This window comes from Kitasatospora sp. NPDC056446, from assembly GCF_042796115.1.
Lineage (GTDB): Bacteria > Actinomycetota > Actinomycetes > Streptomycetales > Streptomycetaceae > Kitasatospora.
Genome location: NZ_JBHTRF010000001.1, coordinates 145,036 through 160,142 on the forward strand (window position 1 = coordinate 145,036; position 15,107 = coordinate 160,142).

A 15,107-nucleotide genomic window follows, 5' to 3' on the forward strand; every position below is an offset into this window, starting at 1 on the left:
CGATGACCACCTCCGACGGCACCGTCATCGGTACCACGAAGATCGTCGACAGCGGGCCGGCGACCCAGCGCTGGAACCTGGTGATCATGGGGGACGGCTACACCGCCGCCCAGATGGGCCAGTTCGCCAACGACGCCAAGTCGTTCGTGAACACCTTCTTCGCCACCCCGCCGTACGGCTCGCTCAAACCCGCCGTCAACGTGTACCGCGTGGACGTCAGTTCGACCGACAGCGGCGCCGACGACCCCACGGCGTGCGGCGGTTCCGGGGCCACGGCCCGGACCTACTTCGACGCCTCCTTCTGCAACAGCGGGATCCAGCGGCTGCTGGTCGTCAACACCACCACCGCGCTGACGGTCGCGGGCAACCAGGTGCCCCAGTGGAGTATGGCGATGGTCATCGTGAACTCCACCGTGTACGGCGGCTCCGGCGGCTCGGTGGCGGTCTTCTCGCTCGCGGCGGGCGCCAATGAGATCGCCCTGCACGAGATGGGGCACACGGCCTTCGGCCTGGCGGACGAGTACGAGTACTACGCGGGCTGCGGTGCGGACGTCGGCCACGACCACCACCCCGCCGGTGAGCCCGCACAGCCCAACGTCACCCTCGATGCCGGCCGGGCCACGAACAAGTGGCGGGACCTGGTGGCCCCGACCACCGCCATGCCGACGACGTCCAACGCCGACTGCACCAAGTGCGACCCCCAGGCGAACCCCGTGCCGGCCGCCACGGTCGGTGCCTTCGAGGGCGCCCACTACTACCACTGCGGCGCCTACCGGGCCCAGTTCGAATGCCGTATGCGGGCGTTGGGGAACCCCTACTGCGCGGTCTGCACGCGCAGGATCCGTCAGACCATCGAGCCGTACCTGCCGGCCGTGGTGAGCCGGGTCAGCTCGGTCGCCCGGCACCCCGGACACCTGGACGTCTTCTGGCTCGGGACGGACGGGAAGGTGTGGAGCCAGTGGTGGGACCAGGCGCCGGGTCAGGGCTGGGGCAATCACGGCGCCTTCCCGATCGCCAACAGCTTCCCGGTGGCGCCGGCCGCCAGGGCGGGAGTCGCGGCGGTGGCCCGGGTGCCCGGGCATCTGGACGTCTTCTGGCCGGGGGCGGATGGGAAGATCTGGTCGGCGTGGTGGGACCAGGCGCCGGGCCAGGGCTGGGGCAACCATGGGGTGTTCCCGATCGCCAACAGCTTCCCCGTGCCACCGGCCGTTGGCGCGGGTATCGCGGCGCTCGGCCGGCTGCCGGGGCATCTGGATGTGTTCTGGCCGGGGGCGGACGGCAAGGTGTGGTCGGCGTGGTGGGACCAGGCGCCGGGTCAGGGCTGGGGCAATCACGGTGTGTTCCCGATCGCCAACGCCTTCCCGGTGGCGCCGGCCGCCGGCGCGGGTATCGCGGCGGTGGCCCGGGTGCCCGGGCATCTGGACGTCTTCTGGCCCGGGGCCGACGGCAAGGTGTGGTCGGCGTGGTGGGACCAGGCGCCGGGCCAGGGCTGGGGCAACCATGGGGTGTTCCCGATCGCCAACAGCTTCCCCGTGCCACCGGCCGTTGGCGCGGGTATCGCGGCGCTCGGCCGGCTGCCGGGGCATCTGGATGTGTTCTGGCCGGGGGCGGATGGGAAGATCTGGTCGGCCTGGTGGGACCAGGCGCCGGGCCAGGGCTGGGGCAATCACGGTGTGTTCCCGATCGCCAACGCCTTCCCGGTGGCGCCGGCCGCCGGCGCGGGTATCGCGGCGGTGGCCCGGGTGCCCGGGCATCTGGACGTCTTCTGGCCGGGGGCGGATGGGAAGATCTGGTCGGCGTGGTGGGACCAGGCGCCGGGCCAGGGTTGGGGCAACCACGGTGTGTTCCCGATCGCCAACAGCTTCCCCGTGCCACCGGCCACCGGCGCGGGCATCAGCGCGGTCGGCCGGCTGCCCGGACACCTGGACGTCTTCTGGCCCGGAGTCGACGGGAAGATCTGGTCGGCGTGGTGGGACCAGGCGCCGGGCCAGGGCTGGGGCAATCACAGCGTCTTCCCCATCGCCTGAGCACCGCCGGAGGACAGCGTCGACCGGAGGCGACCACGTGTGGTGCAGGGGGTCCAGGGTCCGGCAGCCGCCCGGGACCAGGACCGTGGTCCCGGTCCCGTACCCACCTCAGGGCCTCCGCTGCGGCCGGCGGGCCGGTGTCAGAATGGATCGAGCACCACAGCCCGGCCGTGCCCCACCGGTCCGGCGGGCCATGAACAGGGAGACGCACAGATGCGCCGGCGCCGACATCCCGAGCAGCCGATGTCCGACAGGCTGCCGGGCGCCGAGGCGTTGCCGTGGACGCGTGACGACGCGCTGGTGGCCGTCGCCGCGGCCGCCCTGGACCTGATCAGCTACACGCTCGGCGGCGCGGGTGGCGGCGATGCCCACGGCGGCGGTGCCACGGTGGGCGGCGTCGTCCTCCTCGTGCTGCCGGCCCTGCCGCTGCTCTTCCGGCGCAGCCACCCGGTGTCGGCGCTCGCCGTCGTCCTGGCCCTGGGCGCGGCGGAGAGCCTCACCACACCGCCGTCGACCCACTTCGGCTTCGCCCTCTCGGTGGCCCTGTACTCGGTGGCCAGGGTCCGCACCGCCCCGGTGACGGCGCTGATGTCCGGCGCGACGGCGGTGGTGACGCTGCTGAGCCAGAGCCAAGGGCGGCTCCCCACGAAGGTCAACGTCCTTTCCGACGTCCTCGCGGTCATGGTCGTGGTCTGCACGGCCGCCGTGGTCAACCGCTGGCAGCAGCAGGTGGCGGCCAATCGCCGGCTGCTCGCCGACCGTGCGGTGGCCGAGGAACGGCGCCGCATCGCCCGGGAGTTGCACGACATCGTGGCTCACCACATCACCACCATGCAGCTGATGGCCGGCGGCGCCCGGGCCAACCTCGGGGGCGACACCGAGGTGGTCCGCGACGCCCTGGTCACCCTTGAGTCCTCCGGGCGGATGGCACTGCGCGAGATGCGCCAACTCCTCGACGTACTGCGGGCCGACGAGGAGCCCGAGACCGTGCCGAGCGCGCCCCAACCCGGCGCCGATGACCTCGACCGCATCGTCGACGAGTCCCGACTCGCGGGCCTGCCGACCGAGTTCAAGGTCAGCGGCCGACCGCGACCACTGCCCCCGACGGTGGGCCTGACCGTCTTCCGGATCGTCCAGGAGGCCCTCACCAACACGCGCAAGCACGCCGGCCCGGCCAGTGCCCACGTCCGGCTGACGTACTGTCCGGACCGGGTCACCGTCGAGGTGCGCGACGACGGCGCGGGCGCCGGGGCGGGCCCGGCCGGTGCGGCGGGTGGAGCCGGTGCCGGGGCGGCGGATCGAACCGGGTACGGTCTGATCGGCATGCACGAACGTGTCGCCCTGCACGGTGGCACCCTGGAGGCCGGGGGGCTCGACACCGGCGGGTACCGGGTGGCCGCGAGCCTGCCGCTGGCACCGGGCGAGGGAGAGGGAGAGGGGCTGCTCCGATGAGCGGATCCACGACGAGCGGCTCCACGGGGAGCGGGTCCACGACGAGTGGCTCCACGGGGAAGATCACCGTACTGATCGCGGACGATCAGCCGCTGGTGCGACGGGGCATGGCGCTGATCCTGGCCCCCGACCCGTCGTTCGAGGTGGTGGCCGAGGCCGAGAACGGCGAACAGGCCGTTGCCCTCGCCCACCGGTTCCGGCCCGACGTCGTCGTGATGGACATCCGGATGCCCGTCCTGGACGGAGTCGCGGCGACCGAGCAACTCGCGAACGCGCTGCCCGAATGCCGGGTGCTGGCCCTGAGCACCTTCGACATGGACGAGTACGTCGTCGCGGCCCTGCGGGCGGGCGCCTACGGATTCCTGCCCAAGGACATCTCGCCGGAGGAACTGACCGCGGCGATTCGCACCGTCCACACCGGCGAGGCCGCCGTCGCACCGCGCCTGCTCACCCGGTTGATCTCCACCTACGTGCGAGCGCCCAGGATCCCGCAGCCGCCCGCCCCGAGCCTGGACGGGCTCACGCCCCGTGAGGTCGAGGTGTGGCGGGTGATGGCCACCGGTCTCGACAACGCCGAGATCTCGCGCGCGCTGGACATCAGCGTCTCCACCGTCAAGAACTACATCACGAGCATCTTCGGCAAGCTCCAGGTGCGCGACCGCGCCCAAGCGGTGATCGCGGCCTACGAGTCCGGTCTGGTCGAGCCCCGGGCGGTGGCCGAGCGCCCGGTCGGGAGGACCGGCACCTCGTAGCGGGCAGCGGGCAGCGGCCGGCACTCGCGGGTCCGGCCGCTGCCCGCTACCCGCCGGCCTCGCCGCTACTGCGCGGCGATCGCCCGCAGCATGTCCAGGCGGGCCGCCCGCCGGGCCGGCCAGACCGCCGCCAGCACCCCGATCGCCAGGCCGAGCAGCAGGAACAGTCCCAGCCGGGCCCAGGGCAGGACGAGTCCGTACTGCGGGAGCGCGGCCTTGCTGAGGCTGCCGCACGCCCAGGCCAGGAAGATCCCGGTGCCGATGCCCAGGACCGCGCCGAAGAGCGAGATCACCACCGACTCCAGCCGCACCATCCGCCGGACGCCCGCGGCGTCGAGGCCGATCGCGCGCAGCAGTCCGATCTCCCGGGTCCGTTCGGAGACCGACATGGCCAGGGTGTTGATGACGCCGAACACGCCGATGACGACGGTCAGTCCGAGCAGCCCGTACATCATGGCGAGCATCGTGTCGATCTGCCCGGCCTGCGCCTTCGTCAGCTGTTCCTGGTTCTGCACCTGGATGAGCGGGCTGTTGCCGAGGGCCGCGCGGACGGCCTGGTCGAGGCCGTCGGTGTCCCGGCCGGACGCGGCCTTGACCAGGATGCTGTCGAACCTGCCTCCGTACGCGTACGGCAGGACGTCGTCCATGGTGCCCACGGCGCCGCCGACGGCCCGGTTCTGCCGGTAGACGCCGACGACGGTCAGGTCCTTCCCGGCGCGGCCGCTGCCCAGGGTGGCCTGGAAGGTGTCGCCCTTCGACAGGCCGGTGGTCTCGGCCATCCGGTCGGAGAGCGCGATCCTGCCGGGGCCGACGTCGGCGAGCGAGCCGCTGCTGAACGTCAGGTCGTAGACCCGGCCGAGCCGCTGCGGGTCCGCGCCGGTGAGGGTGGTGAACTTCCCCCGCGCGCCCAGGCCGGCGTTCGCGAGGGGCACGGACTCCGCGACCCCCGGGACCTCGGCGACCTTCGCGCCGAGCGCGGCGTCGATCCCGGCGAAGCCGGTGTTGGACACCTTGTAGTCCGCGGTCAGGCCTTCCACGGCCGCCGCCCTGAGCGCGGCGTTCATGGAGCTGCCGGTCACGCTCAGGCCCGTGATCAGGGTGAGCCCGATCATCAGGGCGCAGGCGGTGGCGGCTGTGCGGCGCGGGTTGCGCAGCGCGTTCTCCTCGGCGAGCTTGCCGGTGACGCCGAAGAGCCTGGTGGTGACCGCCCCGGCGAGCCGGATCGGCGGCCGGGACAGCAGCGGTGCGCTCACGATGACGCCGGTCAGGGTGAGTGCGGCGCCGAGCGCGGCGGCTTCGAGGTTGCTGTCGCCACCGTTGCGCTGCGCGGAGACGTACAGCAGGGCGAGGACGCCGGCGCCGGTGAGCAGTCCGCCCAGGGTGTTGCGCAGCACCGTGCCGCGTCGGGGCGGCGCCTGGTCGACGGTGCTCAGCGCCTCGACCGGTGCGATCTTCGCGGCCTTGCGGGCCGGCAGCCAGGCGGCGAGGACGGTGACGCCGACGCCGACCAGGAGGGAGCGGACGAGCGAGTCCGGGGAGACGACCAGGGGGCCGTCCGGCAGTCCCGCGCCGCCAGCGTTGAGGAGGGGCCGCATGGCGGCGGCGATCCCGAGCCCGAGCGCGATTCCGGCCGCGGAGGCGGCGAGTCCGACGAGCGCGGCTTCGACGAGGACGGCCCGGACGACCTGGCGGCGCGAGGCGCCCACGGCGCGCAGCAGCGCGGTCTCCCGGCTCCGCTGGGCGATCAGCATGGTGAAGGTGTTGGCGATGACGAAGATCCCGACGAACAGCGCGAGCCCGGCGAAGGCCAGGAGCATCCGGGTGAGCTCCTTGGTGTTCTCGGCGATCCGCTCCGCCTGCTCGCGCGCGAGCTGTGCCCCGCTGGTGACGGTGATGCCGTCGCTGGGCAGCAGCGCGCGGATCCGGCCGGTGAGTTCCTGGTTGTCGGTGCCGGGTGCGGACGTGACGGCCAGCTCGTCGAACCGGCCCGGCTGGAGGAAGAGGCGCTGGGCGGTGGCGGTGTCGAAGAGGGTGAGGCTGCCGCCCGCGGTGACGCGCGGGTCGTCGGTGTCGACGGTGCCGACCAGCTTCATGGTGAGGGCGGGGCCCTGGACGGCGAAGCGCACGGAGTCGCCGACGGCGTACCCGGCCTTCTCGGCGGTGCGCCGGTCCAGGGCCAGCTCGCCGTCGGCGGCGGGGCCGCGTCCGGCGCTGAGGGGGAACCGGCTGTCGCGGCCGGTGCCCGGGGTGTCCGGTGTGTAGTTGGTCGCCAGGTTCTGCCAGCCGTTGTCGGCGTTCACCGGTCGGCCGTCCTTGGCGGCGAGGGTGGCGGTGCCGTCGACGGTGGCGTGCACGGAGGTGACGCCGGGTACGGCGCGGACGCGGTCGGCGAGGTCGGCGGTCAGCACCGTGGACCGGGCGTCGGCGTCTGAAGTAGCCGTAGTGGCGGTGTCCGTGCCGTCGGTACCCGGCCGGGAGGCGGCCTGGACGGATACGGCGACGTCCTTGAGGTTCCTGGCGGAGGCGCCGCGGAGGGCCTCGGTGACGGTGTCGCCGAAGACGAGCGTGCCGGCGACGAAGGCGACGCCGAGCATGATCGCGAGGGCGGTCATGGCCAGTCGGGCTTGGTGCGCGAAGACGTTGCGCAGGGCTGTACGCAGCATGGCGGAGGTCCCGGTTCCAGGGAGGGGGCGCGGCCCAGGCCGCAGGGGGCGGGCGACGGCGGGGCAGGGGCAGTGGTGCGTGCGGGCGGGTCCGGTCAGCTGGTGCGGGCCGTGGCGTCGAACTGCCGCATCCGGTCCAGGACGCCTTCGGCGGTGGGGGCGAGCAGTTCGTCGGTGAGCCGGCCGTCGGCGAGGAAGACCACCCGGTCGGCGTGGGCGGCGGCCGCCGGGTCGTGGGTGACCATCACGACGGTCTGGCCCCACTCCCGTACGGAGTCCCGCAGGAATCCGAGGATCTCGGAGCCGGCGCGGGAGTCCAGGTTGCCGGTCGGCTCGTCCGCGAACACGATCTCCGGGCGGGACGCGAGGGCGCGGGCCACGGCGACGCGCTGCTGCTGGCCGCCGGACAGCTGGGCGGGGCGGTGGCCCAGCCGCCCGGAGAGGCCGACGGTCGCCACGACCGTGTCCAGCCAGGCCCGGTCCGGTGTGCGGCCCGCGATGGCCAGCGGAAGCGTGATGTTCTCCAGCGCCGTCAGGGTGGGGAGCAGGTTGAACGCCTGGAAGACGAAGCCGAGGCTGTCCCGGCGCAGCCGGGTGAGCTGCCGGTCGTTCAGGCCGGACAGCTCGGTGTCGCCGATCCGGGCGGAGCCGGAGGAGACCGAGTCGAGACCGGCCATGCAGTGCATCAGCGTCGACTTGCCGGAGCCGGACGGGCCCATGATCGCGGTGAACCGGCCGCGCCCGAACTCCACCGAGACCGAGTCCAGGGCGACGACCCGGGTCTCGCCCTCGCCGTAGACCTTGCACAGTCCGGTGGCCCGGGCGGCGGCGTGGCCGGTGGGTCCGGTGGATCCGGCAGACCGGGCAGACCGGGCAGACCGGGCAGACCGGGCAGGCTCGGCAGCTCCGGCAGGGGAGTGGGCGTTGGCGGGCGCGGGTGTCGACATGTCAGCTCCGGTGCGGCGAGGAGGGGGTGAGGCGGATGCTTCTCATCCTCGATGCGCCGCGCCGCCCGACCGTCGGCCCCAGGGCGTGAACGGGGTGCCTGCCGAAGGTCGGGCCCGGGGGTGCGCGTACTCCCCGGGGCGTACGGCGGCTCTGACCTTCGGCAGAGGCGGGCCGGGCTGTCGGCCCGTCGGGCCGGAACCGGCCCGCTCGCCGTCGGGCAGGGCGTGGCGGAAGTGGCGGAAGTGGCGGAACACTCCAAGATCCACTTGTGATCGTTGTCCCCTGGCACGCCTCCTCCGCACGTCAGCGCTGTCGCAGACTGGCAGGGCGCGACGACCCGCCCGGTCTCCGCGTCCCTGTCCGACCGACCGACCCAAGGACTGCCATCGTGACGCGGCGCGTTCTCACTCCCCGCAACCGGGGTTTCCTCTTCCTCGACTCGCACCCGGAGGGCTGCCGGCGGGTGGTGGCCGACATGTGGCAGGCTTGCCCCGCTCCTGCGGACACGTCGGACGGCGGGGCGTCGGAGGGCGCCGGGTCGGTGGCGCTGGTCATCGGCTCCTCCGCCGGGTACGGCCTCGCGGCCACGCTCGCCGGGCTCAAGCGCGCCGGGATCCGCGGCATCGCGGTGTCCTTCGAGAAGGCCCCCACCGAGCGGCGCACCGCCACGGCGGGCTGGTACCGCACCGCCGCCACCGCCGACATCGCCCGCACCGCCGGGCGGGACCTGGTCTTCCTCAACGGCGATGCCTTCTCCGACACGATGAAGGAGCAGGTCGCCGACCTCGTCGAGCGGCGCTTCGGCGGCCGGCTGGACTACCTGGTCTACTCGGTGGCCGCGCCCCGGCGCACCGACCCCGGCACCGGCACGACGTACGCCTCCGTCCTCAAGCCGATCGGCCGGGCGAACCGCACCAGGACCCTGCTCTTCGACGACCAGGGCGTCCCCGAGGTCCGCGAGGTCGAGACCGGGCCGGCCGAGGGCGATGACGTCGAGCAGACGGTGGCCGTCATGGGCGGGGCGGACTGGGAGCGCTGGATCGACCACCTCGCCGCCCGGGACCTGCTCGCCGACGGCTTCACCACCGTCGCGCTGTCCTACATCGGCTCGCCGCTGACCGCGGCGATCTACCGGCAGGGCACCATCGGCGCGGCCAAGGCCCACCTGGAGGCCACCGCCCGCACCCTGGACGAGCGGCTCGGCAAGACCGTGGGCGGCCGGGCGGTGACCTCCGTCAACGGCGCTGCCGTCACCCAGTCCTCCACCGCGATCCCCGGCATCGCCCTCTACACCGGCCTGCTGCGCGGCGTCCTCGGCGACGGTCTCGTCCCGCCGATCCGCCAACTCGCCGCCCTGTGGGACCAGCTCACCGGCACCGCCCCGCTCACCACGGACGACGAGGGCCGGATCCGCCTGGACACCTTCGAACTGACCGACGACGTCCAGGCCGCCGTCGCCGAACGCTGGGAGGCCGCCACCACCGACACCATCGCCGACCTCGCGGACGTCGACTGGTTCCGTGCCGAAGTCCGCCGCCTGTACGGGTTTTCCGTGCCCGGCACCGACTACGCCGCCGAGGTCGACACCGACGTGCCCTGGCCCGACCACACCTCCTGACCCGGTCGTGGACCGACTGCGGCGCCCTCTCGTGTCCACCGACACGAGGGGGCGCCGCGGTCCGCCCGGGGGAGGGCGAAGGGGACGGTCAGCCGTAGTAGTTGTGGATGTTGTAGATGATGTTGTTCCGGAAGTAGTGGCCCTGCACGTCGTAGAAGTTGCCGCCCCGGATGGTCAGGCCGACACCGTCGGGCTCGGAGTCGACGCGCGGGGCCGACGGGCTGGCGACGTTGTTGCCGCGGGGCACTCCCTGCGGGGCCGTCGACTCGGCGGCGTACGTCAGGCTCTCGGACGTCAGGATCTGGCCGGTGCCGGCGTCGCGCCAGGCCTGGACCATCAGGCCGTCACGGCCGTTGTAGGCGATCGACGGGGCGGCGTTGGTGTTGGTGTTCCGGATCTGCTGCCAGTTGTTGTCCCACTGCCAGTAGCGGACGTTCAGGCCCTGGCGGTAGATGCGGTTGTCGGTGCCGCGGTGGAGGACGGTCAGGCGGTTGTCGGGCGAGGTCGAGGCTCCGGCCCCGGACTCCGTGCGGGCGCCGCCCGGCAGTTCGGACCAGGGGCTGAAGTTCCGGTTCACGCCCATGGTGGCGTGGTAGATGCGCTCGTTGGCGCCGACGACGATGAAGTGCAGCAGGTCCGGGGAGGCCGCGATGGCCGGGCTCAGGTTCGATCGGCCGGCCGAACCGGAACCGCCGATGTTCTGGGTGCTGAACTGGATGGCCCGGTTCCAGTACCAGCGCCGGTGGTTGGGCTCACCGGGGTTGGCGAGGTTCTGGCCCCAGACGTCGCCGTTCTGCCCGGTGTGCCAGATCCAGAGCTCGCCGCGGTACGAGGTGATCGAGGGCGCGGCGTAGGTGACGCCGCCGATGTGGTTGAACCCGGCGCCGTCGACGTTGAACCAGAGGGCGTTGTCCTGGCCCCGGATGACCTCGACGTGGCTCCCCAGGTAGTACGCCATCGCCGGGGAGTCGGGCGTGCTGGCGTTGTGGTCCGCCTCCTGCCAGGGCGTGACCGCGCCGGCCGGGGCTGTGCTCGCGAACACGGCGGCCAGCGCGGTGAGGAGGACGGCCACCATGGTGGCGAGCCTGGAGGACCTGCGGCGATGCGGTGGGGTGAGAGGTCGTGGGGTGTGCGGTAGCGCGGTCATTGTCTGCTGCCCTTCTCGCCCGTGGGCCCACGACGTGTGTGGCCCCGGAGCGATGACGCGTGGTGTGGCTCGGATCCGACGACGGACCCGCACGGGGTGTGGTCCCCGGCGGGCGCGGAGCCGCTCGACGGAGAGGCTGCCAGCAGGACGGGCCGCGGCACATCGGTCATCTGACTTACTGATCGGCTCCGGGGCCGCTGGGCCCGGAGCGGTTCACACCTGTGCCATGCCGCCGTCCGCGAAGAGTTCGACGCCGGTGATGAAGCTGGAGGCGTCGCTGGAGAGGAAGACCGCGGCTTTCCCCATCTCGCGCGGGTCGGCGATCCGTCCGGTCGGGTTGCCCTCTCCTATGGTTCTGACGGCGGCGTCGACGTGGTCGGCTCCCTGGGCCATCGCCAGTGCGCCGCGCAGGGAGTCGGTGTCGACCGCGCCGGGGCTGAGGATGTTCATCCGGATGCCCGATCCCTTGGTGTCCTGGATCCAGGCCCGGATGAAGTTGCGTACCGCGGCCTTCGAGCCGCCGTACAGGCTCATCCCGCGCGGAGGCCGGATGGACGCCGTGGAGCCGATGATGACGACGGTGCCGCCGGGCGGCAGCAGCGCGAGCGCGGGCTGGACGGTGAAGAGGACGCCCTTGGCATTGACGTTGAAGGTCCGGTCGAACTGCTCCTCGGTGATGGCGCCGAGTGGGGCGTGCGCGCCTATGCCGGCGTTGGCCACGACCGCGTCGAGTCGCCCGTGACGCTCCTTCACCTGTCGGTAGGCGGCCTCCATGTCCGCGAGCCTGGTGACGTCGGCCACGATCCCCGAGCAGTTCGGCCCGATCGCCGCGACCGCCTCGTCGAGCGCCTCCTGGTGCAGGTCGGTGATGACCACGCGGGCGCCGTTGGCGACGAACTCCTGGGCGATGCCCAGGCCGACCCCGGACGCGCCGCCCGTGACGACGGCGACCTTGTCTGCGAGCGAGAGGCTCATCTTCCTTCTCCTCTGGATGAGTGGACTGCCATGTGCCGCGTTCGCGGCGGGAGCCGTGCGGATGAAAGCCCGGGGGTGTGACGGGAATGTGGATCGGGGGCACGCGTGTGCTCGTGTGCGGCGGATGCGGGGCCGCATGCCCTAGAGTGGAAGTGGAGGCGCCTCCAGTTCCCTTTGACTGTAAGTGGAGGCGTCGCCGGTTAGCAAGCCCGGGACGACAGGAGACCGCGGATGGCCAGAGAGACAGGACGCCCGCTACGGGCCGACGCGCAGCGCAATCGGGACAAGATCCTCTCGGCCGCCGTGCGCGTCTTTGCCGAGGACGGGCTGGAGGCGCACCTGGAGCGCATCGCCAAGGAGGCCGGCGTCGGCTCCGGCACGCTCTACCGCAACTTCCCCACCCGGGAGGTCCTCATCGAGGCCGCCTACCGCAACGAGCTGATCCGGCTGTGCGACGCGGCCCCCGACCTGTTGGCCGCGCTGGCCCCGCGCGAGGCCCTGCGCGCCTGGACGGGCCGCTTCATCGACTACGCGACCGCCAAGCTCGGCATGGCCGACGCCCTGCGCGCCCTCGTCGAATCCGGCGTCAACCCCTACGCCGAGAGCCACGAGATGATGATGGCCGCCCTGACCTCACTCCTGGCCGCCGGCGTCGAAGCCGGCACCATCCGCTCCGACATCGGCGCCACCGACATGTTCGCCGCCCTCACCGGCATCGCCCTCACCTCGGGAAAGCCGGAGCAGCGAGAGCAGGCCGAACGCCTCCTCGACCTCACCCTGGACGGCCTGAGCACCGACCGGCGCTGACAGGACCGGCGCTGACAGGACGAGTACGTCGTCTCCAGCGACGGGAAGACCTCCGGCCGGGCGCGCTTCCGCCGCGGTCGGATGGCCCGGAGTGGACGGCGGCGTCAGGCCTGGCGGTGGGCAGAGACCGTGAGCCGGTCGGCGAACGCGACGACGAGGTCCCGGAGTTCGTCCGGCCGCTCGATGACGAACGGCCGGTCGAGCGAGGCGAGGACGGGAGGCAACCAGTCGAGCCGCTCTGCTCTCAACTCGACGCGGAGCCAGCGCTCGGCGTGCGGATCCGCGCCCTCCGCAGCGGGCTCGGGCTCCTCCATGCTCGCGATACCGGCGGGCAGCCGGGTGCGGATCCGCTCGACCGTCCCGTGGATACGCAGGGTCACCTCGTGCCGGTACGCCGCCTTGGCGAGCCCCGACAGGACGCGCTGTGCCGGATCGAGCCCGGCGGGCGGCTCGAAGGAGCCCGGCAGCGCCCTCGCGTCCTCGATGCGGTCGAGCCGGAAGGTCCGGTCCTCGCCGATCCCGGGATCGGTGCCCGTGACGTACCACCGGCCCGAGTGGGTGACGATCCCGTACGGGTGCAGCGTGCGTTCGCTGCGTCGGCCGTCCCCGGCGGTGTACCTGATCGAGACCGGGCGGCGGTGGCGCACCGCGTCGGCGACGGCGAGCAGGACCCCGGTCTCCGGAGTGGCCGACTCCCCGGCCGGAGCCGTGAAGGCGAGGGATTCCATGACGGCGTCGAGCCGGCGGGCCAGACGCTCGGGCAGCGCCCGGCGGATCTTGGCCGCGGCCGTCTCGCCCGCTGTCCCGGTCGCGGTCCCGGTCGCCGTCAGCAGCCCCGTCCGGCGACCGGCGACGAGGCCGAGCAGCACGGCGAGCGCCTCGTCGTCGTTGAGCATGAGCGGAGGCAGGCGGTACCCGGGCGCGAGCCGGTACCCGCCGTAGCGGCCCCGGACCGCCTCGACGGGGATGTCGAGGTCGACCAGGTGGCCCACGTACCGCCGCACGGTGCGCCCGTCGACGCCGAGCCGGTCGGCGAGTTCGGCCACCGTCCTGATGCCGCCCGACTGCAGGAGTTCCAGGAGGGTGAGCACGCGGCTGGTGGGTCGGGCCATGTCCACGAGCCTAGCCCTGATACCGGACCGATTCTGTCCACTATCTGCTCTAGCGTCCGGGGTGCGACCGCTTCACCAGCGGTTTCACCAACTTGAGGAGAGAGCACCATGGACTTCGTTTCGATCCGGATCATCACCGGCGACATCGCGCGCCTCGTCGACTTCTACGAGCGGGCCACCGGAGTGAGGGCGGACTGGTCCACCGAGGACTTCGCCGAACTGCGCACCGCCGGCGCGACCCTCGCGATCGGCAGCACCCGCACCGTGGCACTGTTCGCACCCGGCTCGGCCCGTCCGGCCGACAACAACACCGTGATCATCGAATTCCTCGTCGCCGACGTGGACGGCGTGTACCGGAACCTGGCCGACTTCGTGACCGACTTCGTGACCGAGCCCACCACGATGCCCTGGGGCAACCGGTCGCTCCTGCTCCGCGACCCCGACGGCAACCTCGTCAACTTCTTCACCCCCGTCACTCCGGCGGCCATCGAGAAGTTCGCTCGCTGACGGCAGCCCGGCCACCGGGGCAGGGCCCGGTTTCATCCGGGCGCGGCTGGGCGGGGCCGCTCTCACCGCCTTGTCGGGGCGGTGACCGTCAGATCATTGCCGGTCAGGTCGCAGCTGGCCGCCCACAGACGCGCGGCGGTCGTGGGGTCGGCGAGGTGGGGCCAGAGGGGTTCGGTCGTGGGCATGCCGCGCAGCCCGAACGCCCGGGGGCTCCACATCTGGCCGCCGCGTACGCCCGGGTCGAGCACGGCCCGGACGGCGGGCCATGCGGCGGCGTCCTTGCCCTGGACGACGAGGCCGAGCGGGAGACGGCTCAGCCGCTCGCCGGTCGTCCGGACGTGGACCGGCGGGCGCGAAGGGGTCAGGGCGTCGAGCGCGCCGCCGGGATGGATGAGCACGCTCAGCGTCGTGCTGCCGACGGCGCGCAGGCGGCGGTCGAGTTCGACGGCGAAGAGCATCTGGGCCAGCTTGGAGCGGGCGTAGGCCCGCTTGGGCCGGTAGTCGCGCGCGCTCTGGAGGTCGTCGAGGTCCAGGCGTTCGGACTTGGCGGCGAAGCTGCCGGTGGTGACGATCCGGCTCCCCGGAGTCGCCGTGAGCAGGGGGGCCAGGTGGTGGGTCAGCGCGAAGTGCCCCAGGTGGTTGGTCGCGAACATCAGCTCGTGGCCGCCCGTGGTCTCCCGGCGCGGTGGATGGTCGAGCGCCACCCCGGCGTTGTGGACGACCGCGTCGAGGCGGTCCAGCCCGAGCGCGTCCACGGACGCCTTGAGCGAAGCGGGATCGGCCAGGTCCAGGGGCACGTGCCTCACCCTGGCGCCGGGGACGCGCGAGCCGATGGATGCGATCGCGCCTTCGGCCTTCGCCCTGTCGCGGCTGCCGAGGACGACCGTGGCCCCGGTGCCGGCGAGCTGCTCGGCGACGAAGTACCCGATACCCGCGTTGCCGCCGGTGACCAGGAAACTCCTTCCCTCGGCGCGGGGCAGCCGGTGGACGTCCCACAGCGGGACTCGGGGTGCGGAAGGCATGGCGGGCTCCTGGAGGCTCGGAGTGCTTCGGCGTGGCTCGGACGGGTCCGGAGACGGTCCGGAGACGGGCGGGTCCG

12 protein-coding genes are annotated in these 15,107 nt (G+C 72.8%); 6 read left to right on the forward strand and 6 right to left on the reverse strand.

The window, feature by feature from the left end; genetic code table 11:
• Window positions 1-2: 2 nt before the first annotated feature.
• The 3 genes from ACFQ6N_RS00710 to ACFQ6N_RS00720 all read left to right on the forward strand — a co-directional run bounded on the left by ACFQ6N_RS00710 (window position 3) and on the right by ACFQ6N_RS00720 (window position 4,231).
• Window positions 3-2,027, forward strand: a complete 2,025-nt coding sequence (locus ACFQ6N_RS00710; protein ID WP_380645942.1) for a M64 family metallopeptidase — start codon at window positions 3-5, stop codon at window positions 2,025-2,027.
• Window positions 2,028-2,270: 243 nt separating this feature from the next.
• Window positions 2,271-3,479, forward strand: coding sequence for a sensor histidine kinase (locus ACFQ6N_RS00715; protein WP_380645943.1), 1,209 nt, complete (start codon window positions 2,271-2,273; stop codon window positions 3,477-3,479).
• Window positions 3,476-4,231 carry a response regulator gene (locus ACFQ6N_RS00720; RefSeq protein ID WP_380645944.1) on the forward strand — a complete coding sequence of 252 codons (756 nt, stop codon included), beginning with the start codon at window positions 3,476-3,478 and terminating at the stop codon, window positions 4,229-4,231. Before ACFQ6N_RS00715 ends, ACFQ6N_RS00720 begins: the two co-directional genes overlap by 4 nt.
• A gap of 65 nt (window positions 4,232-4,296) precedes the next feature.
• Here ACFQ6N_RS00720 and ACFQ6N_RS00725 read toward each other — a convergent pair whose 3' ends face one another.
• Together ACFQ6N_RS00725 and ACFQ6N_RS00730 are read right to left on the reverse strand one after the other, a co-directional pair.
• Entirely contained in the window at window positions 4,297-6,894 is a 2,598-nt protein-coding gene (locus ACFQ6N_RS00725) for an ABC transporter permease (protein WP_380645945.1), read from the reverse strand.
• Window positions 6,895-6,989: 95 nt separating this feature from the next.
• On the reverse strand, window positions 6,990-7,841 hold the full coding sequence (locus ACFQ6N_RS00730; protein WP_380645946.1) for an ABC transporter ATP-binding protein: 852 nt from the start codon (window positions 7,839-7,841) through the stop codon (window positions 6,990-6,992).
• A 389-nt stretch (window positions 7,842-8,230) separates the two neighbouring features.
• On the opposite strand from ACFQ6N_RS00730, the gene fabV reads away from it, so the two are divergent.
• The gene (gene fabV, locus ACFQ6N_RS00735; protein ID WP_380645947.1) at window positions 8,231-9,460 is read left to right on the forward strand and encodes an enoyl-[acyl-carrier-protein] reductase FabV; all 1,230 of its coding nucleotides are present in this window, start codon (window positions 8,231-8,233) and stop codon (window positions 9,458-9,460) included.
• An 88-nt stretch (window positions 9,461-9,548) separates the two neighbouring features.
• Here the strand turns inward: fabV and ACFQ6N_RS00740 are convergent, their stop codons facing one another.
• Together ACFQ6N_RS00740 and ACFQ6N_RS00745 are read right to left on the reverse strand one after the other, a co-directional pair.
• The gene (locus ACFQ6N_RS00740; RefSeq protein WP_380645948.1) at window positions 9,549-10,535 is read right to left on the reverse strand and encodes a hypothetical protein; all 987 of its coding nucleotides are present in this window, start codon (window positions 10,533-10,535) and stop codon (window positions 9,549-9,551) included.
• A gap of 285 nt (window positions 10,536-10,820) precedes the next feature.
• Window positions 10,821-11,582 (reverse strand): SDR family NAD(P)-dependent oxidoreductase, encoded by a 762-nt coding sequence (locus ACFQ6N_RS00745; RefSeq protein ID WP_380645949.1) that lies wholly within the window; start codon window positions 11,580-11,582, stop codon window positions 10,821-10,823.
• 231 nt (window positions 11,583-11,813) lie between these two features.
• Between ACFQ6N_RS00745 and ACFQ6N_RS00750 the strand changes: the two genes are divergently transcribed.
• Window positions 11,814-12,389, forward strand: coding sequence for a TetR/AcrR family transcriptional regulator (locus tag ACFQ6N_RS00750; RefSeq protein ID WP_380645950.1), 576 nt, complete (start codon window positions 11,814-11,816; stop codon window positions 12,387-12,389).
• 104 nt (window positions 12,390-12,493) lie between these two features.
• On the opposite strand, the gene ACFQ6N_RS00755 is transcribed toward ACFQ6N_RS00750, so the two are convergent.
• Window positions 12,494-13,501 carry a helix-turn-helix transcriptional regulator gene (locus ACFQ6N_RS00755; protein WP_380645951.1) on the reverse strand — a complete coding sequence of 336 codons (1,008 nt, stop codon included), beginning with the start codon at window positions 13,499-13,501 and terminating at the stop codon, window positions 12,494-12,496.
• Window positions 13,502-13,609: 108 nt separating this feature from the next.
• Between ACFQ6N_RS00755 and ACFQ6N_RS00760 the strand changes: the two genes are divergently transcribed.
• Window positions 13,610-14,008: a VOC family protein gene (locus ACFQ6N_RS00760; RefSeq protein WP_380645953.1), complete on the forward strand. Its 399-nt coding sequence runs from the start codon at window positions 13,610-13,612 to the stop codon at window positions 14,006-14,008.
• 62 nt (window positions 14,009-14,070) lie between these two features.
• Here the strand turns inward: ACFQ6N_RS00760 and ACFQ6N_RS00765 are convergent, their stop codons facing one another.
• On the reverse strand, window positions 14,071-15,030 hold the full coding sequence (locus ACFQ6N_RS00765; protein WP_380645954.1) for an SDR family NAD(P)-dependent oxidoreductase: 960 nt from the start codon (window positions 15,028-15,030) through the stop codon (window positions 14,071-14,073).
• Between the last annotated feature and the right edge of the window lie 77 nt (window positions 15,031-15,107).

Excerpts from the sequence above, each read along its gene's own strand:
- ACFQ6N_RS00765 (WP_380645954.1), bottom strand. The coding sequence starts at position 15,030 with ATGCCTTCCGCACCCCGAGTCCCGCTGTGGGACGTCCACCGGCTGCCC.
- ACFQ6N_RS00755 (WP_380645951.1), bottom strand. The coding sequence starts at position 13,501 with ATGGCCCGACCCACCAGCCGCGTGCTCACCCTCCTGGAACTCCTGCAG.
- ACFQ6N_RS00715 (WP_380645943.1), top strand. The coding sequence starts at position 2,271 with ATGTCCGACAGGCTGCCGGGCGCCGAGGCGTTGCCGTGGACGCGTGAC.
- ACFQ6N_RS00725 (WP_380645945.1), bottom strand. The coding sequence starts at position 6,894 with ATGCTGCGTACAGCCCTGCGCAACGTCTTCGCGCACCAAGCCCGACTG.
- ACFQ6N_RS00740 (WP_380645948.1), bottom strand. The coding sequence starts at position 10,535 with ATGGTGGCCGTCCTCCTCACCGCGCTGGCCGCCGTGTTCGCGAGCACA.
- ACFQ6N_RS00730 (WP_380645946.1), bottom strand. The coding sequence starts at position 7,841 with ATGTCGACACCCGCGCCCGCCAACGCCCACTCCCCTGCCGGAGCTGCC.
- ACFQ6N_RS00760 (WP_380645953.1), top strand. The coding sequence starts at position 13,610 with ATGGACTTCGTTTCGATCCGGATCATCACCGGCGACATCGCGCGCCTC.
- ACFQ6N_RS00750 (WP_380645950.1), top strand. The coding sequence starts at position 11,814 with ATGGCCAGAGAGACAGGACGCCCGCTACGGGCCGACGCGCAGCGCAAT.
- ACFQ6N_RS00745 (WP_380645949.1), bottom strand. The coding sequence starts at position 11,582 with ATGAGCCTCTCGCTCGCAGACAAGGTCGCCGTCGTCACGGGCGGCGCG.
- ACFQ6N_RS00720 (WP_380645944.1), top strand. The coding sequence starts at position 3,476 with ATGAGCGGATCCACGACGAGCGGCTCCACGGGGAGCGGGTCCACGACG.
- ACFQ6N_RS00710 (WP_380645942.1), top strand. The coding sequence starts at position 3 with ATGACCACCTCCGACGGCACCGTCATCGGTACCACGAAGATCGTCGAC.